The sequence below is a fragment of the Streptomyces sp. RG80 genome, from assembly GCF_040446465.1.
Classification (GTDB): Bacteria; Actinomycetota; Actinomycetes; order Streptomycetales; family Streptomycetaceae; genus Streptomyces.
Map to the genome: position 1 here is coordinate 559,936 of NZ_JBEAAJ010000006.1, position 18,732 is coordinate 578,667.

Consider the following 18,732-nt stretch of genomic DNA (forward strand, 5'->3'; position numbering starts at 1 on the left):
ATGACCCCGTTACGACTTCCAGGGAGCACCTCATGCGTCTGCACGGCAAGTCGGTCCTCATCACCGGCGCCGCGCGCGGACTCGGCCGAGCAGCCGCGGTCGCCTGTGCGGCAGAGGGTGCCGACCTCACCCTGCTGGACATCTGCGCCGACCTGCCCGGTGTGCCCTACCCGCTGGGTACCGAAGGGCAGTTGGAGCACACCGCCGCGCTGTGCCGGGAAGCCGGCGCGGCCGTCCTCACCGAGGTGGCCGACATCCGCGACACCCGTGGCATACGGGAGGCGGTGACCCGCGCCGAGGAACGGTTCGGTCGGATCGACGTCGCCGTCAACAACGCGGGCATCGCCGCGCCCTCGGGGAAACCGGTGCACGAGATCGAAGAGGACGAGTGGTCCCTGATGATCGATGTGGACCTCTCCGGAGCCTGGCGGCTGATCCGCGCGGTCGGCGGGGCGATGAGCGCCCGGCGCGCCGGAAGCATCGTCAACGTCGCCTCCACCGCCGGGCTCGTCGGCTACCGGCATTTCGCCGGCTACGTCGCGGCCAAGCACGCCGTCGTCGGTCTCACGAAGGCCGCCGCGCTCGACTTCGCGCCGACGAAGGTGCGCGTGAACGCCGTCTGCCCCGGGTCCGTGCGCGACGACGCGTGGGCCGAGGGCCGGATGCTCGCCGAGATCGCCAGGGCCCTGGACGTGCCCGTCCACGAGCACGAGAGGACCTTCGTCGAGGCGCAGCCCATGAACGCGCTGATCGAACCCGAGGACGTCGCCGCCGCGATCGTCTTCCTGGCCTCGGACGAATCCCGGCAGATCACGGGATCCGTCCTGACCGTCGACGGCGGATTCAGCATCCGCTGAGCCGCCTTTTCCCGGTCCGCGAGAACCACAAGAAGAGCAACGACGACAAGGAGTACGGTCCGTGCCCGCGCCGCAGTTCGATCCCCTCCACCTCGCGCCCCACTGCCACGCACTGCGCGTCCGCTGGGACCACTCCCAGGAGCCCGCCCACCGACCGGGGCTGTGGATCGAGGAACTCCCGATCCCGGCGACTGACCCACTGGCCGAGCGCCGACGCGGCACCGAACTCGCCCGTCCGAGCCGCAATCCTCGCAGCGTGCTCCTGCGCTACGCCGACGGCCTGTCCGACCTGATCGTCGTCGCCCCGCGCGGACGCTGGGACCGTACGGCCCTGGCCCGGCTGGCAGCAGGGGAGTCCGTGACACCCGACGACACCCGGCCGGCTCCTGAAGTGTTCCCTGCCGCGCCTGCTCCCGCCTGGGGACTCGGCGTTGACGGCCCGAGCACCCCTCGTCTCGTCGCCCTGGACCACGCGGGCGACGAGACGAGCTGGCTCACGGCACTCGCCATCACCCTGCGCCGCTACGACCCCGACACCCCGCCGGTCATCGGCACCGACCACGGCCGCTTCACAGTCGAACCGGCCGCCACGCTCGACGAGTCGAAGCCCTCCTCCACGACGGGCCCCGCGCTCGCGGGTCTGCTCTTCGACGACGCGACCGACATCGACTGCCCGGACCGCGAGGCAGGTGACGGCGAGGGCGAGATCGAGTACGTGCCCTGCCTGGCGCCCCCGTTCCCCCTCACCGTCTCCGTCCTGCGCGACTCGACCGGTCCACGGCTGCGGTGCGACCACTTGAGCAGTCACTTCTCCGCGGAGATCGCGGCCCAGTTCGTACGGCACCTCGTCCACGTACACCAGCAGGTCCTGAACCGACCGCAGACCCCACCGGACGACGTCGAACTCCTCGACGAGGCGGAGCGCGCCCGCACGGCGGCGCTGGGCCGCCCGCTCCGTTCCCTCGCCACCCGGCCGGCGAGCGTGCCCGAGGCGCTCGCCCGGATCGTTGCGGCGACCCCGGACCACGTCGCCGTGACCGATGGCGACACGACCCTGACGTACCGCGAACTCGACGAGCGGGCCGCCCGGTCGGCCCACGGTCTGAAAGCTCGCGGAGTACGGGCCGGCGACCGGGTGGGCGTGTGCCTGGAGCGCTCCGCCGAACTCGTCGTCACCCTGCTCGCCGTGCTGAAGGCCGGCGCGACCTACGTGCCCGTCGATCCCGCCTATCCGGCGGAGCGACTGGCCCACACGGCACGGGACGCGGATCTGGGTGTGGTGGTCACCCGGCTCCCGGAGTTCCCGGCGGTGGCGAACGGCGTGCGCATGAGCCCGGATGAACTACTGGAGCCATCGCGAGGCGGGTGGCCGACGCCCGAGGGAGACGCGAGCGCTCCGTCTCCCTCGCCCGATGACGCCGCCTACGTCATCTACACCTCAGGTTCCACCGGCCGACCCAAGGGCGTCGTCGTCCCCCACCGCAACGTTGTCGCCCTGATCGACGCAACCCGCGACGAGTACGGGCTCGGGGAGGCGGACGTGTGGACCTGGTTCCACTCCAGCGCCTTCGACTTCTCGGTGTGGGAGATCTGGGGCTGTCTGCTGACCGGTGGGCGGCTGGTCGTGGTGCCGTACTTCGTCTCGCGCGAACCGGATCACTTCCGGGACCTGCTCGTCGCCGAGAAGGTCACCGTGCTCAGCCAGACCCCGTCGGCCTTCGCCCAGCTCCTGGACGTCGAGCACACCGACGTGTCCGTCCGGCTCGTCGTCTTCGGCGGGGAGCCGCTGGACCCGCGGATGCTGCTGCCCTGGTTCGACCGGCACCCCGAACGCTCCTGCCGGGTCGTGAACATGTTCGGCATCACGGAAACCACCGTCCATGTCACCGAGCAGACCCTCACCCGGAAACTGGCGCTCGCCGGCACCCGCTCCGTCGGGCGCGCCCTGCCCGGCTGGCACCTGTACGTCGTAGGCGCGGACGGGCGGCTGCTGCCGCCGGGAGCGGCGGGCGAGATATGCGTCGGCGGAGCCGGTGTGGCGGTCGGCTACCTGGGACAGGAGGAGCTGACCCGTCAGCGGTTCGTGCCGGACCCGTTCACCGGCGGCACGATGTACCGCAGCGGCGATCTCGGACGCCTGCGTCCTGACGGGCGGCTCGAGCACCTCGGCCGGATCGACAGCCAGGTGAAGATCCGCGGCTTCCGGATCGAGCTCGACGAGATCCGCTCCGTCCTGCTGGAGAACCCCGATGTGCGCTCCGCGGCCGTCCTGGTACACCGCGACGACCTGGCAGACGCCGCCACGACCAGGATCGACGCCTACGTCACCCTGTCGCCCGGGGGAGACCCCGCCCGCGTCCGTGAGCGAGCCGCCTGCATCCTGCCCGAGTACATGCTTCCCGCCACCGTCACCGCGTTGGACGCCCTTCCACTCACGGCCAACGGCAAACTCGACACGGCGAAGCTCCCTGCTCCCGCCGTCCTACGCCCATCGGGTCGGGACACGGCCCCGGCAGCCGTCACCGACGACGACCTCGTCGCAAGCCTGACGGAGATCTGGAGCGACGTGCTCGGCATGCCCGTCGGCCCGGACGACGACTTCTTCGAGCTCGGCGGCAACTCCCTGGCCGCCGTCCGCATCGGCGCCGCTCTGCGAGCCCGCGGCCTGCCGTCCCTACGGCTCCGTGAGCTCTACCGACACCCGACCGTACGAGGGACGGCGGCGAACCTCAGGGACTAGGGATAGAACTGCCGTATCCCATAACGAACTTGACTCATTCTCACCTCTCCTCACACGTACCTCTTCCGTGGCTTCTCCGCTATCTTCCCGTGTTCATGGCAGAGAAATGGGAAACGTTACCCACCGAGACCGGCCGGCCGTACCTCCCGGAGACGATCACCCGCAAGGCGATGAACCGTAGAGCCGTGATCGGCGGTTCGCTGTCCGTCGTTGCCGCGATGGGCATGTCCGCACCGGCGCATGCGCGGCCCGCGGGGAGCACGGTCGTGGCGGCGACCCGTTACGGCCGGGTGCGCGGGAAGCGCGAGGAGGGCATCGCCAAGTTTCTCGGCGTGCCGTACGCCACTCCGCCGCTCGGCGAACTCCGGTTCAGGGCCCCGAAGCCGCCCGCGCGGTGGTCCGGCGTACGCGACACGGTCAGCTTCCCCAACCCGGCGTTCCAGGTGGCGGGCGGCGAGATGGGGCCGGGCGGCAACGGCCGGATGCCGGCTCCGTCCGAGGACTGCCTCTACCTCAACATCTGGACCCCCGCCGCCGACGGCCGGCGCCGGCCGGTGATGTTCTACAACCACGGCGGCGGCTACATGATCGGCTCCGGCTCCGCCACCGGGCAGGACGGCACCCACATGGCGCAGCTCTATGACGTGGTGGTGGTCGAGTCCAACCACCGGCTGGGCCTGTTGGGCTACCTGTTCCAGGGCGATCTCGCCGGCCGTGACTACGCCGCCAACCAGGGGATGCTGGACATTCTCGCCGCGCTGCGCTGGACCAGGGAGAACATCGAGAACTTCGGCGGCGACCCCGACAGCATCATGGTGTGGGGCGAGAGCGGCGGCGGCGCCAAGACCGCGGCCGTCCACACCATGCCGGCCGCCGCGAGGTTGTTCCACAAGGCCTCGATCGAAAGCGCCGCGCCCCTGCGCTTCCCCACCCGCGACGGCGCCACCGCCCGGGCCAGACGCACTCTGGAGCTGCTGGGACTGACCACGACCGACATTCCCCGTCTCCATGACATTCCGGCCGCGAGGCTGTTGGAGATCCAGCAGTCCGAAGCCGCGAACGGCGCCCCGCCGTGGGGCGACCCCGGCCCGCTCCCCGGCTTCGGCGCGTTCGTCGACGGCACCGTCATCCCGCGGCACCCCTTCGCCGACGGCGCGGCGCCGTTCTCGGCCGACAAGCCGCTGATGTGCGGTACCTGCCGCGACGAGACGGTGTTCTTCAGCCTTTTCGGGCCGCCCGACATCTTCAGCATCGACGAGGCCGGACTGCGCTCCAGGCTGAGCAGCACGTATCAGGGCACCGAGCTCGACCGGATCATCCGGACCTTCCGGTCGACGCGGCCGGGTGCGACGCCGGCACAGCTCTACTTCGCGATCACCACCTCACCCATCTGGCGCGACGCGATCAAGATCGCGGAGGCCAAACGGGCGCAGCACTCCGCGCCGGTGTTCATGTACCAGCTCGCCTACCCGAGCCCGACCCTGGTGCCCGGCACCGATTTCCCCATCGGCTCACCGCATGCGTCGGACATCAACCTCAAGTTCGCCAACACCGACAAGAACCCCGACTACATCCTCAACAAGGATCAGTCTCCGGAACGGCTGGCGACCGCACGGCACATGAGCGAACTGTGGGCGGGCTTCGCCCACACGGGCCGCCCCACGGCGGCGGGCGTGCCGAGATGGCCCGCCTACACCCTCACCGACCGCGCCACGATGTGGCTCGACGCCAGATGCCGCATCGTCTCCGATCCGGACAGGAACGAGAGGCTGTACTGGGAGAACCGCGACTGACCTTGGTCGGGGTCCAGGACACTCCCCTTCCTCCTCCCCGTCTCGCCCAGTCGGCCCGCCTGCGATGGCCGGATCTGAGCCTGGGGCGGACCATGACTTCAAGTCGTGCCCGAGCGGGCAGCGCAGCCCACAGCTGTTGAAGCCCGGCACACCTGGGAGAAGGAGAACGACCGATGAGATCAGGCAGCCCTCGCATCAGGCCCCGCGTGCCCCGGCGCGGACCGGCCGCACTGGCGGTCTGTGTCGTCGTCGCCGCGGCGGCCGTGGCGGGCTGCAGTACCGACAGTGGCAGTGACAGCTCCGCCACCCCCAGCCCTCGCCCGACGCCGCCGGTGACCGAGAGCTTCTCCGGAGAGGTGCCTTCTGCCATGGCTTCCGCTGCGGAGTCGATGAAGGCGGAACGCCGGGCATCAGCCTCTGCCGCCGCATCCTCCGCCTCGGCTCGAGCCTCCGAGTTCGAGGCTTCCGTCTCCGCCGAGACGGAACGCACCCGCCAGGAATTCGAGAAGCAGCTGAGCAAGGCGGACGGGCGGGGCAATGCCATGGACGACGTCTCGTTGACCGGCAAACCCCTGTCGCAGACCAACGGCGTCCGCGCACTCGTCGTCAACATCATCAACCGAACCGACGCCACCGCCTCGTACGCGGTACAGGTCGACTTCAGCGACGCGGACGGCAAGGTGGTCGAGACCCGTATCGTCGGAGCTCCAAGTCTCAAGCCGGGGGAGCGGGCCCAGCCCCTCGCCATCAGCCGCAACCCTCCCGAGCCTCACCTGACCGCGAAGATCGCCAAGGCGCAGAGGTACTGAACGGGGCCCCGGTCAGGCCCCGTTGTGAGGTGGGTCAGCAACTCGCCGAGGCAGGCAGGTCGCCGTACTCGTTGCCCTTGAGGTACACGGCGCTGACGTAGCCCTCGGCGAGCTTGACCCAGACGTTGTTGCTGAAACCGTAGTCGTTGACCGTCTCGCCGAACTCCCAGCAGTACGCGCCGCGCACCTCGCCCGCAGCCACGGAACCGACCGTGGGGAACGCCCGGGACGGTCCGGAGCGGATGTTGACGGTCTCGTACGGTACGACCGCGTACGGCGCGGCCATGACGCGGGCGGTGCCCTGCTCGCCGGCGGAGGACGCGACGGCGGTCCCTACGGTGAGCGGGCCGAGCAGGGCGAGCGCCCCGGCGCCGACGAGTGCGGCCCTGGCGAAGATGCGAGCGGTCATGGCGAGTTCCCCCTGAACGGTGTGACTGACGCTCAGAACTGTAGGGAGCCCGGGGATGGCGCGGTCCCTGACAGTTGTCAGGGTCGCGGGGGGCCTCTATGTCTTTGGTCAAGCTGGTCGGGTGTGGGTTTGGGGCGTCTGGAACGATGTGTCCGTGCATGCTGATGATCAGGTTGGCGAGGGGGTCCCCGCGGAGCTCGGGGTGTTCCTGCGGGAGGCAGTCGACGACCGCCCGGTGAAGATCGCTCCTTCCGTCTGCGAGGGGTGCGGCGGTCGTGTGTTCTTCGTGCTGGTCAACGGCTCCGGCGCGGAACGAGAGTGTTCGGGCTGCGACAGCCGTGCGTTCATCGCAGACAGCGAGGAGTACTGGAACGAGGAGTTCTGGGAGGACGACGAGCCCGGTGCGGCCGGCTGCCCTTGCGGGAGCGAGGAGTTCGAGGCCGCGGTCGCGTTCTCGCTCGGCACCCACGGATCCGTCCGCTGGGTGACCGTGGGCCTGCGGTGCATCAAGGATGGGTTCTGCGGGATCTATGCCGACTGGAAGATCGACTATGAACCGACGGATCACCTCCTGACCATGGTCTAGGTCTGGGGAGCGACATCCCGAACGGGCTGCGGTTCGTAGAAGGTTCCGTCGCGGAGCCACGAAGAATGTAACGGGGGGACGAGAGGTCGACGTCGAGGGCCAGAAAGGCCGCCCGCCTCCTTGAGGAGGCTGGCGGCCATCTGTGGGCCGTGTCGGCGGCCGTGATTCGATGACGAGGGGCTAGCTCACGCTCACCGAGTACGAGCTGGTGCTCAGCTTGCCCCTGCTGGTGAAGACCTCGGTGCCGGCTTCGACGCTGGTCAGGTACGAGGTGTTCGCCAACAGCCGTTTCTGCACCAGGGTGTTGGCCAGGCCCGTCAGGTCGGTCGTGGCGCTGTTGGTGTTGGCGGTGCGGACGAACGAGTAGACGTTCCAGCTGCTGGTGACCTTGCCGCTGCTGTCCTTGTTGACGATCTTTCCGACGTAGAGGTCCCAGGTGGAACCGGCGGAGTTGACCGTCTCGCGCTTGGTGCCCAGGGGACCTGCGCCGTTCTGGCGGTTGAGCCAGACCATCATTTCGTCGTGCGGCTGGTCCTGCCAGTCCGGGTTGGACTTCTGGTGAAACCACACGTCGTAGGCGACGTTCATCTCCGTGGGAGTGTTCTGGGTGATGTTGAAGGTCCAGGAACTGTTCACCTTGCGCCCGCTGTTCATACGGATGGGCAGCTTGGTGTTCTTCTCCATCCAGCCCCAGTGCCAGCCCAGCACGACGCTCCCGTAGGCCTTCACACTGGTCTTGTCGCCCGTCCAGTCGAAGGACGTCTCCCAGTTGGCCTTGCCGTTGCGGTACGAGTTGAGCCAGGTGCACTGCTTACCGGAGGCGTTCTTGGCGCCCCAGACGTTGTTGTTGAGGTAGTACGGCGGAATGCTGACGGTGTTGAACGCCGTGCAACTGTCCGCGGCGAGGGCGGGGGCGGCCGTCGCGGTCTGGGAGACGAGCAGCAGGGGTGCCGCCAGGAGAGCGGCTGCCAGAAGGTTCCGGCGATGGTTCATGGTGGCGGTTCCCTACCTGTAGGTGACGTCGGTGGACCGGTAGATGCAGTTCCTGCCGTCCGGTCCCGATCCGGTCTTCGTCGGCTCGCCGGAGGTCGTGCCGCGGAACTTCTGACAGATCACGATCTTGCGGGCGGAGTCGCCGACGACGGTGATCCGTGACAGCCGTGCGGTGTCCCCGTACGGCGTGGCGTTGATGCCGACGACATCGAGGCCGGGCGCCGTCACGGTGATGTTGTCGACCACGACGTGGCGCTGGTACTGCGTCTTGCAGACCCCGCAGGAGCGGTAGAGCTTGCCGAAGCCGGACACCTCGAAGTTGCGGATGACGAACGTGCCGGGACCGTTGTGCTGGAACACCTTGTCCGCGGCCTTGCGGGCGCCGCCCCGTCGATCGTCATCGTCTGGCTGCCGCGGGTGCCCTTGAAGGTGGCCGCGTCCTCGCCGACGTCCTCCCACCACACGTTCTTGAGCGTGCACGTGCCCCGGCAGTGGATGCCGTCGGCGGCCGGGGCCCCGATGATCACGTTGGAGACCGTGGCGCCGTCGGCCAGCTCCAGGATCGGGTCCTGACCCTCGCCCTGTCCGCCACCGCCGAGGGCGCCGGAGCCGACGAAGCGGGTGAAGTCGAAGTTCTGGTTGCCGCTGACCGGCTTGGTCCTCGTGACCTTCTCGGTGCGCTTGGCGGTGGGCCAGACGGCGACCGGGCGAGTCTGCGCGGACCCGGATGCGGTTGAGGTCGAGGCCGCGGTCCCGGTCCCGGTCGTGGCAGTCGTCGCCGAAGCGCCCGCCGTCAGGGCCGTGGTGCTCAGTACGGCGGCGGCCAGGGCGATCCCCGTGCCGCGGAGCGAACGGATCCGGATCATCCCGCCGTCACCGCCTCCGGACGAGCCCGGTGCGGCTGTGACTCCGGTGAGGAGCCCGCGGGTACGCAGCCCAGCCCGAGCAGACCCCACCGGCCCGCCTCCGAGTCGGCGACGCACTCCAGGGGAGTGTCGTGGCATTTCTCGGAGTGTTCCTCCGGCGTGAAGTTGTGCGGGTGACAGCCGATGCCGACGCCGACGTCCGCGGGGACGGTGAGCCCCGCGTGATTGAGCAGGGACAGGACGCGCGGGTCGTCCGCGAGGGGTCTATGGGACTGCGTGGATGGTAAGTGGGTCAACTTGCCATGGGTGCGGCGAAGGGGCTACCTTCCAATGGTGAGTCCATCGACTTACCTTACGACTCGGCAAGGAACAATGAACATGAATCGTCTTGCGGGCAAGCGCGCCCTCATCACCGGCGGCACGAGTGGGATCGGTCTGGAGACCGCGCGGCGTTTTGTCGCGGAGGGGGCCGAGGTGCTGGTCACGGGCGTCACCCCGGCCAGCATCGACAGGGCGCGGGAGATCCTCGGGGACAAGGTGCCGGTCGTGCAGGCCGATGCACGCGACCTCGACGCGCAACGCGGCCTCGCCAAGCAGGTGCGTGAGCACTTCGGAGAGCTGGACGTGGCGTTCCTGAACGCCGGAGTCTCGGACTGGCGGCCGTTCGAGGACCACACGGAGGACAGTTTCGACCGGCTCTTCGACATCAACGTCAAGAGCGTCTTCTTTCTCACCCAGGCCCTGGTGCCCGTCCTGGCCAACCCGTCCTCGGTCATCCTCAACGCGTCCAACAGCGCGCACGGCGGCTACGGACACTCCAACGCCTACGCCGCGACGAAGGCGGCCGTCTCCTCCCTGATGCGGTCCTGGAACGCGGACCTGCTCAAAACCCACGGCATCCGCTTCAACGCGGTCAGCCCCGGCCCGGTGGACACCCCGCTCTACGCCAAGCTCGGGATCGAGGACCCCGCGGTGCAGACGGCGGTCCTGGAGGGGATCAGTGCCGGCATCCCCCTGGGCCGCATGGGTATGCCCGAGGAGGTCGCGGAAGCCGTGGTGTACCTGGCCTCCGATGCCTCCGCCTTCGCTGTGGGCCAGGACCTTATCCTGGACGGAGGCCAGACCGTCCTCTGACAGCGAGGATGCGGCCGAGAGTCGGGCGAGGGGCGTGGGTATGTCGGTGGCGGACCGAGCGGAAACCGGTGGCGACACCTGCCAGGCCGGGTATGACGCGCAGACCAAAGCCGGGTATCACGCGCAGATCAAGGCGGAGAACCGGGCGCGCATCATCCGCGCCGCCCGCGACCTCTTCCTCGCCCGGGGATACGACAAGACCTCCCTCGCCCAGATCGCCAGGGAGGCCGGCGTCTCCACCGGCACCCTCTTCAAGCGGTACCCCTCCAAGGCTGCGCTGTTCGCGGCCGTCACCTCCGAACAGTGGCAGCTGGATGTGGAGTACGCCGAAGCGCCCCCGCCCGGTGATCCCCGGTACGGCCTGGACCACATCGGCCGCGACTACGCCTGCCTGGTCGCGCGGCCCGGCACGGCGGCGCTGTGCCGCCTCATCATCACCGAGCTTCCCCAGATGCCGGAACTCGCCGACATCGTCGGCACCGGTTTCGCCATCGACCGCGGACCCTTCTTCGACCGGCTCCGCGACTACCTGGACGCCGAAGTGCAGGCCGGCACACTCGACTTCCGCTCGGCCGACGGACAGTCACAGTCGGCATCCGAAGTGGCCGAACAGTTCCTCGGCATGATCTGCAGCCAGTTCCTGTGGCCTCAACTCGTACGGACCGACTTCGTCCCGCCCAACCCCACCGACGCCGCGATCGTCGACGAAGCCGTTGCCCTCATGCTCGCCCGCTACAGCACCGCATCCTGAACCGCCAACGCCGCTGGTCACCGGAGCGGCGGATCCGGTGAGCCTCATGCCCGGGCTCCCCGGTCGCGGTGCGCGCAGTGCTCTGCGGGCCCTGTCGAGGCCCAGGCGTGCCACTGAAGGAACTCCGGCAGATGCGCGCCGAGTTGCGCTGCTATCCGAAACGGTCAAGTCGTATCTGCGCAGCGCGATGCGCAAGCTGGGAGCGAGCACCCGCTTCGAGGCGGTGGTCGCCGCATGGCGTCAGTGCCTGCCCCAGATTCCTTTCAGGTCGTAGTCCCGCAGGTCAGTGTGACCCGCGGGACCTCGACGACCCCTGTGCGCTTGCTGCCCGGAAACCGATCGGTGTACGGTTCTGGAAACCGATCGGTTTCCAGTCTGGGGAGTCGCAACCATGACCAGTCACGCCACCTCGTCCATCTTCGTCATCGGCGGCACAGGGGCCCAGGGCATGCCCGTTGTCCGTGCTCTCGTCGCCGACAAGAAGTACTCCGTCAAGGTCCTCACCCGGGACGCCAGTTCCCCCCGAGCCCAGGAGCTTGTCGCGCTCGGCAATGTCTCCATCCTCGAAGGGACCTTCGCCGACGAGGACGTACTGCGCGAAGGATTCCGCGACTGTGACGGGGCGTTCATCAACATCGACGGCTTCAACACCGGTGAGAAGACGGAGACTTACTGGGCCATCCGCACCTATGAGATCGCGATCGAGGAAGGAATCAAGTTCTTCGTCTACGGAAACCTCGACTATGCCCTCAAGAAGTCGGGCTACGACTCCAGGTTCCGCACCGGCCACTATGACGGCAAGGGTCGTATGGCCGAATGGGTGCTGTTCCAGAACCAGAAGAACAGTGACCGGATGGGAGCGGCGGTCTTCACCTCGGGTCCCTACATCGAGATGGTGATCTCACCCCTCACGCCCATGACGCCCTCCGTCGAGGACGGCATCGTCACATGGCGGGTCCCACTCGGCGAGGGCGCCGTCCCGCACGTGTCTCTGGAGGACTGCGGATTCTATGTCCGCTGGCTCTTCGACCACCCGGAACGGGCCAACGGCATGGACCTCGAAGTCGCCATCGAGCACATGACCTACGCCGACATGGCCGCGGCATTCGAGAAGGTCACCGGGCATCCGGCGCAGTACATCGACACCGATCTGGACGCGTACTGGAGTCACCCGGACCTGACGGGGATCGCCGATCACCCCGCCGGATACAACGCCGACCCCCACGACAAGAGCACCATGAGCTTCCGTGACAATTTCACCGGCTTCTGGAACGTGTGGAAGCACGGAATCATCACCAGGGACTACGCCCTGCTCGACGAAATCCACCCCAACAGGATCAGGAGCGCCGAGGAGTGGTTCCGCCGGGAGGACCAGTTGGGCAGGGAACTCGGCAAGGGAAGCCTCTGGGAGAGGGTCCAGCCGGAGAACTGGGGCATCGACTCGGCGGTCCTCAAGAGCAGCGCGGACTTCAGGACGGGGAAGTTGTAACTCACGCTCGCTCCGACGACTGTGGTCACGTCGTCTCTCGTTGGACGAGCGCCAGGATGTCCCCCGCTCCGGCCCCGCTCGCCGCTGCCGGCGCCGGGGCCCCGACCGCCGTGAGGATGGCGGCGGCGAGATTGCCGGCCGCCGTGGTGAGGTCCATCCCGATGGTGGTGAGGGCCGGTACCGCGAGTGAGCTCACCGGGAGGTCGTCGACGCCGATGAGTGCCAGGTCGTCCGGGATGCCGATGTGCTGGGTGCGGCAGCTCGCCAGGACGGCGAGAGCGATCAGATCGTTGAACGCGGCGACGGCTGTGACCGGGGTGGTGCCCTGTGTCCACGCCACGACGGCGGCCCGGGCGCTGTCCCGCGAGTAGTGCATGTCGACCACCTGTGGAGCCGGCAGGCCGAGGTCATGGCAGGCCCGGGTGGCTCCTTCAAGACGCGGCAGACAGAAGGGCCGCTCTCGCGGGTCGTCCAGCGCGGCATAGCCGATGTGCCGGTGCCCGCGCGCCGCGAGGTACTCGATCTGCAGCCGCCCGATGTCTTCCTGGCGAAGCCCCGTCAGATCGGTGCCGTCCGGGGTGAACACGCCGTCTAGCAGGGGGATTTCCGCCCGATGCAGCGACTGCGCGTCGACGGGTGGCAGGCTGCCGAACGCGACGACCACCGCCGGCTGGACGTGCTGCCACAGCTCGGCCAGCGGCGTGGTCGTCCCGGCGTGATGCAGGTACACGCAGGTGTAACCGGCCTCGCCCAGCGAGCGGCCGAGGGCGAGTTTGAACTGCTCCATGGCCTCTGCCACGGGCAGGTCCGGAACCACGCAGAGCACGACGTTGCTCCGGCCCTTGCGCAGTGCGCGGCCGGCTCCGGACGGCACGTAGCCGAGGCGCTCCGCCGTCTCCAGCACCCGCTGGCGGGTCTCCGCGGAGAGCCCGTGCTCGTCCCTGCCGTTGAGCACGAAGCTCACGGTGGTCTGTGAGACCCCGGCCTCTCGTGCCACGTCCTTGCTGGTGACCCTCGGCAATGCCCCTCCCCACCTCTTGCCACGCCTTTCAGGCACAGGCTACGGTACGGCGATCAGCGATCTAATACGTATTAGATTTTATTAGGTCGCCGCATCGGTCGCCGCAATGGCCTGCCGGGGGACGCCCCGCACCCGTTTTGCCCGAGCCGCCCACCCCGGCCCAGCACCGCCTTCCGGCGCGCCAAAGGGGTGGATCCACACGAAGAGAGATCTGTCATGGACGACACGATCCCCGTCACGACCGACACGACCCCCGGCCGCGTTCGCACCCCCACCGACCCGGTCCGCCTGGGCCGTCTGCTCGCTTTCGTCTTCCCGGCGACCACCGCCATGTACGCCCTGTTCAACGGGATCGGGGTCATCCTGCTCCCCGCGCAGGTGGCGGAGCTCGCGCCCGGCTCCAAGGTCGGCGTGCTGGCGCTGCTGACGACCCTGGGCGCGGTGGCCTCCATGCTCGCCCTTCCCGCCGGCGGAGCGCTCTCGGACCGCACGCGATCCCGGTTCGGCAGGCGTGCCCCCTGGCTGGTGGTCATGGCCGGCGTGTCCGCGCTTCTGACGATCGCCATGGGCCTGAGCACCGGACTGGTCGCCCTCGCGATCCTGGTCCCGATCCTGTGGTTCACCTCGAACTTCTACGGCGGGGCGATCTCGGCGATCCTGCCCGACCGGGTGCCCGTGGCCAGGCGTGGCATCGCCTCCGCGGTCATCGGTCTCGGCACGCCCGTGGGCATTCTCTTCGGCGTCAACCTGGCCGGCCGGGTCAGCCAGCTGTGGGCCTACACGATTCTCGCGCTGGTGCTGCTCGTCACGACGCTCGCACTCGTGACCGGTGCGCGCGAACCGTCCTCGCTCGACCTGGCGACGGACAGACCCAAGGACCAGGGCAACAAGACCGCGGCCCTCAGGGCGTTCTTCCGCGCCTTCGGTCACCGTGACTTCGCCCTGGCCTTCGCCAGCCGGTTCGGCCTGTTCCTGGCCTACTTCACGGTCTCCGGCTACCTCTTCTTCGCGGTGCAGGACTATGTCGGCGCCAAGAACGTGCCCGGCGGCAATGTCGCCCTCGCGGTGAGCACCCTCTCGACCGTGTCGTTCGGCACCTGGATCGCGGTCGCCACCCTCTGCGGCTGGCTCGCCGATAAGCTCGACCGCCGCAAGCTGTTCATCGCCATCAGCGCCATCGGACTGGGCCTGTCCCAGGTCATACCGATCGTCAGCCACAGCTGGGGCGCGATGCTCGCGTACTCCGCCGTCTCGGGCGCCTCGCTGGGCACGTACTTCGCTGTCGACCTCGCCGTCATGTCGCTGGTCCTGCCGGACAAGGAGAGCGAAGGACGCGACTTCGCGATCCTCAACGTCGCCACTGGCCTGCCCCAGCTGGCCGCCCCGGCCATCGCCGGCTCCCTCATCGGACTCGGCGGCTACGGCTCACTGTTCCTCGTCAGCGGCGCGTCCGCCCTGGTCGCCGGTGCGCTGGCCATGGCCATCCGCTCGATCCGATAACCGTACGGAGCCCTCCATGCCCCTGGTCACCACACCCACCGGGGTGTCCCTCAACTACGACACCTTCGGCGATCCCGACCACCCCCCGCTGCTGCTGATCCAGGGCCTCGGGGCCCACATGCTCGGCTGGCACGCCGATCTGTGCCGACAACTCGCCGACGCGGGCTTCCACGTCCTCCGCTTCGACAACCGGGACGTCGGCCTGTCGCAGAAATTCCCGCAGGGCGGTTACACCCTGGCCGACATGGCGAGCGACACCGCGGGCCTCCTCACCGCGCTCGACATTCCCGCAGCACACGTCGTCGGACAGTCGATGGGCGGCATGGTCGCCCAGCAGCTCGCCCTCGACCACCCCACCCGCGTGCTCACCCTCGCCCTGATATACACGGCGCCCAGCACGGACTTCATCGCCGGACGCGACCTGGTGGAGGAGCGGACGCAATGGCCCCGGGCGCACGACCGCGACGAGGCGATCGCGCTGTACCTGGACAACGAAGCGGTGTGCGCCTCACCCGGATACGCCCAGGACATCGCCTGGCTGCGCGAGCTCGGCGGCCAGATGTACGACCGGGACTACGACCCCGACGGCATCCTGCGCCAGATGGAGGCGCTCGACAACTCTCCTGACCGCGCCCCTAGCCTGCACCGCGTCACCGCGCCCACCACGATGCTGCACGGCGACGGCGACCGCCTGATCGGCGCCGAGGGTTCCAAGTTCATGCACGAACTGATCACGGACTCGGAGCTGACCATCTACCCCGGCATGGGCCATGAGCTTCCCCGTCCGCTCTGGCCTCAGATCATCACCCAGATCCGGGACAACACGGCACGAGGGAGTGCGTGACATGACAGCGATACAGGTGGGAGGCCACGTGGGCGACGGCTTCGCGCCCGTCGCGGACGCCTTCGCCGACAACTTCCGGCACCGCGGCGACACAGCGGCCTCCTGCGTGGTGTACGCCCAGGGAGTACCAGTGGTGGACATCTGGGCCGGTCAGACGGCCCGGGGTGCCTGGACGCCGGAAGCCCGCACCGTCATGTTCTCCGTCAGCAAGGGCATCACCACCGTCTGCCTGCTCATGGCCGCCGAGCGCGGACTGATCGACCTCGACGCCCCGGTGGCGAAGTACTGGCCCGAGTTCGCCGAGAACGGCAAGGAGGCGACGACGATACGACAACTCCTCGCGCACCGAGCCGGCCTGGTGGCGCCCGAGGCGGATCTGATGTGGCAGGACCTGCGCGCCTGGCAACCGGTGGCGGACACACTGGCCCGACAGGCACCGGCCTGGCCGCCCGGGACGGCGTACGCCTACCACGCGCTCACGTTCGGCTGGCTGGCCGGAGAGGTGCTGCGCCGGGCCACGGGACTGCGGCCCGGTCAGTGGTTGCGCGAGCACGTGGCCGATCCTCTGGACCTGACGATGACGTACGGCGCCGACCCCGCGTGCACCGATCTCCATCCCCTGGCGGACCCGCTGCCCAGCACCGACCCCGAAGCCGCCGCGATGATGGCCGCCGCCTTCGCCGAACCGATGATCGAGCGCTCCATCAGCCTGGGCGGGGTCATCGACGCCGCCCGGATCATCCAGCACGCCAACGAAGAACCGTGGCTGTCGGCGGAGATACCGGCCGGCAATCTCGTGACCAACGCCCGCAGCCTGGCACGGCTGTACGCGGCCACGGTGGGAGAGGTCGACGGCGTCAGGCTGCTGGGCCCGGACGTCGTCCGCGATGCCCGCATCGCGCGTTCCGAGGGCCGCCCGTTCGTGGGCCCGGACGTGAACAGCGGCTGGGGCACCGGCTTCATGACCAGCTCCGGCCACCGGCCCATGGTCGGTCCCGGCAGCTTCGGCCACGACGGTCTGGGCGGCTGCCTCGGCTTCGCACACCTGGAGTCCGAGGTCGCCTTCGCCTACCAGACCGCACAGCCCGGCAGCCTCCCCGACGACCGAGCCAACGCGCTCAGCAACGCCCTGCGTGCTTGCCTGTGAAGGCCGGCTCCGCCACCTCTCGCCAGAACCAGCTCACCGAGGACCGGAAAACCAGGCCATGACCACGACACTTCCACGACCCACAGCTCCGACACCCCCGAGCCCGGCGACCCGCGCGGCTGACGGGCTCCTGACCCGCCTGATGCGGTTGCCGGGCACCCGATGCGGCTACCGGGTCGAGCGGAACCTTCCGACACCCGCACGCGACGGTGGCATCCTGATGACGGACCACTACGCCCCCGTCACGGATGAACCGAGAGGCACGGTCCTCGTGCGCACACCGTACGGACGCGGCGGCTTTCCGCAGGACCTGGAGGCGAGGGTCTACGCGGACCGCGGGTACCACGTCGTGCTGCAGAGCTGCCGTGGCACGTTCGGTTCCACGGGAGGCTTCTACCCGATGGCGAACGAGGCCGACGACGCCCAGGACGCGGTGTCGTGGCTGCGGACCCAGCCATGGTTCGACGGACGGCTCGCGACCGCCGGCGGCTCCTACGTGGGCTGGACCCAGTGGGCGCTACTCATGGATCCACCTCCCGAGCTGCGTGCCTGCCTGATCGCCGTGGCGCCGCACGACATGCACGACGCGGCCCACGGAAGCGGAGCGTTCCGCCTGGGTGACTTCCTGTCCTTCGCGGAGATGGTGGTCAACCAGGAGAGATTCACCGGGCTGCGGGCCATTGCCCGGATGCTCACCCTGAACCGGCGGCTGGCCCCGGTCTTCGGAGCCCTCCCGCTGGCCGACGCGGCAGACGAGGCAACCGGACACCGCGCTCCGTGGTTCAGGGAATGGCTGACCACTCCGGAGCGCGACGACGCGGTGTGGGACCGACTCAAACTCGGCGACGCCCTTGAGCGGGCGAACGTCCCGGTGCGGCTCACCGCCGGCTGGCAGGACCTCTTCCTCGACCAGACCCTGCACCAATACCAGTCGCTGTGTGCCCGTGGGGTCGACGTCTCGCTCACCGTCGGCCCGTGGACCCATCAGGAACTTGGCCAGAAGAGGATGGGGCGCCTGCTCCGCGGCAATCTCGCCTGGCTGGAGACGCATCTCGCCGACGAAGCGCCGACGCAGCCACGACCTGCACGTTCCGTCGAGGTGTATGTCACCGGGCAGGGGGCCTGGCGACAGCTGGACCAGTGGCCACCGGCGACAGACGAGACCGTGCGTTACCTGCAGCCGGGCGGCAAGCTCCTGGCCGACGAGCCGGGCGAGGGCCCACCGTCCACGTATGTCTACGACCCTGCGAATCCCACACCCACCCTCGGAGGCCCGCTGCTCACCCTGGACGGCGGGGTGAAGGACAACGCGAAGTTGGAGAGCCGCTCCGATGTGCTCACCTTCACCACCGACCCGCTGGCCGCGCCGCTGGAGATCATGGGAACGCCCGTCGTGGAGCTGGCGCACACCCGCAGCAACCCGCACGCGGACGTCTTCGTACGGCTTTGCGACGTCGACCCCGAAGGTGTCTCCCGCAACTTCGCCGAAGGGCTTTGCCGCCTGGACCCCGCCTCGCCCCTCGACCAGGTACAGACGGTGCGTGTGCGGCTGGACGCCTGCGCACATCAGGTCAAGGCCGGACACCAGATCCGTCTACTGATCGCCGGTGGCTCCCACCCGCGCTACGCGCGCAATGAGGGAACCGGTGAACTACCCGGCACGGGAAGCGAGTTGCGGCCATGTACGCACACCGTCCACCACGAAAGCGGCGCGGTGTCGCGGGTGATCCTACCGACGCCGACCGGGTGAGGAGCGAGTGCCCGGTCGGAGACGAACCGGGAGGCGCACTCCT

The 18,732-nt window shown here is 68.9% G+C and carries 15 protein-coding genes and 1 pseudogene; 12 read left to right on the plus strand and 4 right to left on the minus strand.

Features of this window, described 5'->3' with window-relative positions:
- Nucleotides 1–32 precede the first annotated feature (32 nt).
- The 4 genes from ABKA17_RS23290 (at nucleotide 33) to ABKA17_RS23305 (ending at nucleotide 6,199) form a co-directional block, all read left to right on the plus strand.
- Nucleotides 33–857 carry an SDR family oxidoreductase gene (locus ABKA17_RS23290; protein ID WP_353694116.1) on the plus strand — a complete coding sequence of 275 codons (825 nt, stop codon included), beginning with the start codon at nucleotides 33–35 and terminating at the stop codon, nucleotides 855–857.
- A gap of 61 nt (nucleotides 858–918) precedes the next feature.
- Entirely contained in the window at nucleotides 919–3,597 is a 2,679-nt protein-coding gene (locus ABKA17_RS23295; RefSeq protein WP_353694117.1) for a non-ribosomal peptide synthetase, read from the plus strand.
- A 95-nt stretch (nucleotides 3,598–3,692) separates the two neighbouring features.
- Nucleotides 3,693–5,390 carry a carboxylesterase/lipase family protein gene (locus ABKA17_RS23300; protein WP_353694118.1) on the plus strand — a complete coding sequence of 566 codons (1,698 nt, stop codon included), beginning with the start codon at nucleotides 3,693–3,695 and terminating at the stop codon, nucleotides 5,388–5,390.
- A 368-nt stretch (nucleotides 5,391–5,758) separates the two neighbouring features.
- Nucleotides 5,759–6,199, plus strand: coding sequence for a hypothetical protein (locus ABKA17_RS23305; RefSeq protein ID WP_353694119.1), 441 nt, complete (start codon nucleotides 5,759–5,761; stop codon nucleotides 6,197–6,199).
- Nucleotides 6,200–6,233: 34 nt separating this feature from the next.
- On the opposite strand, the gene ABKA17_RS23310 is transcribed toward ABKA17_RS23305, so the two are convergent.
- Nucleotides 6,234–6,608 carry an SH3 domain-containing protein gene (locus ABKA17_RS23310; RefSeq protein WP_353694120.1) on the minus strand — a complete coding sequence of 125 codons (375 nt, stop codon included), beginning with the start codon at nucleotides 6,606–6,608 and terminating at the stop codon, nucleotides 6,234–6,236.
- A gap of 55 nt (nucleotides 6,609–6,663) precedes the next feature.
- Between ABKA17_RS23310 and ABKA17_RS23315 the strand changes: the two genes are divergently transcribed.
- Nucleotides 6,664–7,194 (plus strand): hypothetical protein, encoded by a 531-nt coding sequence (locus tag ABKA17_RS23315; protein ID WP_353694121.1) that lies wholly within the window; start codon nucleotides 6,664–6,666, stop codon nucleotides 7,192–7,194.
- A 180-nt stretch (nucleotides 7,195–7,374) separates the two neighbouring features.
- On the opposite strand, the gene ABKA17_RS23320 is transcribed toward ABKA17_RS23315, so the two are convergent.
- Complete coding sequence (locus ABKA17_RS23320) at nucleotides 7,375–8,187, minus strand: GH12 family glycosyl hydrolase domain-containing protein (protein ID WP_353694122.1); 813 nt, start codon at nucleotides 8,185–8,187, stop codon at nucleotides 7,375–7,377.
- A 12-nt stretch (nucleotides 8,188–8,199) separates the two neighbouring features.
- A pseudogene (locus tag ABKA17_RS23325) lies at nucleotides 8,200–9,053 on the minus strand (pectate lyase).
- Nucleotides 9,054–9,431: 378 nt separating this feature from the next.
- Here ABKA17_RS23325 and ABKA17_RS23330 point away from each other — a divergent pair.
- The 3 genes from ABKA17_RS23330 to ABKA17_RS23340 all read left to right on the plus strand — a co-directional run bounded on the left by ABKA17_RS23330 (nucleotide 9,432) and on the right by ABKA17_RS23340 (nucleotide 12,427).
- Nucleotides 9,432–10,187: an SDR family oxidoreductase gene (locus ABKA17_RS23330; protein ID WP_353694123.1), complete on the plus strand. Its 756-nt coding sequence runs from the start codon at nucleotides 9,432–9,434 to the stop codon at nucleotides 10,185–10,187.
- Between the two features lie 40 nt (nucleotides 10,188–10,227).
- The gene (locus ABKA17_RS23335; RefSeq protein WP_353694124.1) at nucleotides 10,228–10,938 is read left to right on the plus strand and encodes a TetR/AcrR family transcriptional regulator; all 711 of its coding nucleotides are present in this window, start codon (nucleotides 10,228–10,230) and stop codon (nucleotides 10,936–10,938) included.
- 391 nt (nucleotides 10,939–11,329) lie between these two features.
- Entirely contained in the window at nucleotides 11,330–12,427 is a 1,098-nt protein-coding gene (locus tag ABKA17_RS23340) for an NmrA family NAD(P)-binding protein (protein ID WP_353694125.1), read from the plus strand.
- 25 nt (nucleotides 12,428–12,452) lie between these two features.
- Here ABKA17_RS23340 and ABKA17_RS23345 read toward each other — a convergent pair whose 3' ends face one another.
- Nucleotides 12,453–13,448 (minus strand): LacI family DNA-binding transcriptional regulator, encoded by a 996-nt coding sequence (locus ABKA17_RS23345; protein WP_353694126.1) that lies wholly within the window; start codon nucleotides 13,446–13,448, stop codon nucleotides 12,453–12,455.
- Nucleotides 13,449–13,664: 216 nt separating this feature from the next.
- Here ABKA17_RS23345 and ABKA17_RS23350 point away from each other — a divergent pair, with 216 nt between their 5' ends.
- From ABKA17_RS23350 to ABKA17_RS23365, 4 genes are all read left to right on the plus strand, one after another.
- The gene (locus tag ABKA17_RS23350) at nucleotides 13,665–14,948 is read left to right on the plus strand and encodes an MFS transporter (RefSeq protein WP_353694127.1); all 1,284 of its coding nucleotides are present in this window, start codon (nucleotides 13,665–13,667) and stop codon (nucleotides 14,946–14,948) included.
- 16 nt (nucleotides 14,949–14,964) lie between these two features.
- Complete coding sequence (locus ABKA17_RS23355) at nucleotides 14,965–15,792, plus strand: alpha/beta fold hydrolase (RefSeq protein ID WP_353694128.1); 828 nt, start codon at nucleotides 14,965–14,967, stop codon at nucleotides 15,790–15,792.
- Between the two features lies 1 nt (nucleotide 15,793).
- On the plus strand, nucleotides 15,794–16,939 hold the full coding sequence (locus ABKA17_RS23360; protein ID WP_353694129.1) for a serine hydrolase domain-containing protein: 1,146 nt from the start codon (nucleotides 15,794–15,796) through the stop codon (nucleotides 16,937–16,939).
- Between the two features lie 142 nt (nucleotides 16,940–17,081).
- The gene (locus ABKA17_RS23365; protein ID WP_353694237.1) at nucleotides 17,082–18,689 is read left to right on the plus strand and encodes a CocE/NonD family hydrolase; all 1,608 of its coding nucleotides are present in this window, start codon (nucleotides 17,082–17,084) and stop codon (nucleotides 18,687–18,689) included.
- Nucleotides 18,690–18,732 lie beyond the last annotated feature (43 nt).

Coding starts and splice junctions, on each gene's coding strand:
- ABKA17_RS23320 (WP_353694122.1), bottom strand. CDS start 8,187: ATGAACCATCGCCGGAACCTTCTGGCAGCCGCTCTCCTGGCGGCACCC.
- ABKA17_RS23365 (WP_353694237.1), top strand. CDS start 17,082: ATGCGGTTGCCGGGCACCCGATGCGGCTACCGGGTCGAGCGGAACCTT.
- ABKA17_RS23300 (WP_353694118.1), top strand. CDS start 3,693: ATGGCAGAGAAATGGGAAACGTTACCCACCGAGACCGGCCGGCCGTAC.
- ABKA17_RS23305 (WP_353694119.1), top strand. CDS start 5,759: ATGGCTTCCGCTGCGGAGTCGATGAAGGCGGAACGCCGGGCATCAGCC.
- ABKA17_RS23355 (WP_353694128.1), top strand. CDS start 14,965: ATGCCCCTGGTCACCACACCCACCGGGGTGTCCCTCAACTACGACACC.
- ABKA17_RS23350 (WP_353694127.1), top strand. CDS start 13,665: ATGGACGACACGATCCCCGTCACGACCGACACGACCCCCGGCCGCGTT.
- ABKA17_RS23335 (WP_353694124.1), top strand. CDS start 10,228: ATGTCGGTGGCGGACCGAGCGGAAACCGGTGGCGACACCTGCCAGGCC.
- ABKA17_RS23290 (WP_353694116.1), top strand. CDS start 33: ATGCGTCTGCACGGCAAGTCGGTCCTCATCACCGGCGCCGCGCGCGGA.
- ABKA17_RS23315 (WP_353694121.1), top strand. CDS start 6,664: ATGGCGCGGTCCCTGACAGTTGTCAGGGTCGCGGGGGGCCTCTATGTC.
- ABKA17_RS23310 (WP_353694120.1), bottom strand. CDS start 6,608: ATGACCGCTCGCATCTTCGCCAGGGCCGCACTCGTCGGCGCCGGGGCG.
- ABKA17_RS23360 (WP_353694129.1), top strand. CDS start 15,794: ATGACAGCGATACAGGTGGGAGGCCACGTGGGCGACGGCTTCGCGCCC.
- ABKA17_RS23340 (WP_353694125.1), top strand. CDS start 11,330: ATGACCAGTCACGCCACCTCGTCCATCTTCGTCATCGGCGGCACAGGG.
- ABKA17_RS23330 (WP_353694123.1), top strand. CDS start 9,432: ATGAATCGTCTTGCGGGCAAGCGCGCCCTCATCACCGGCGGCACGAGT.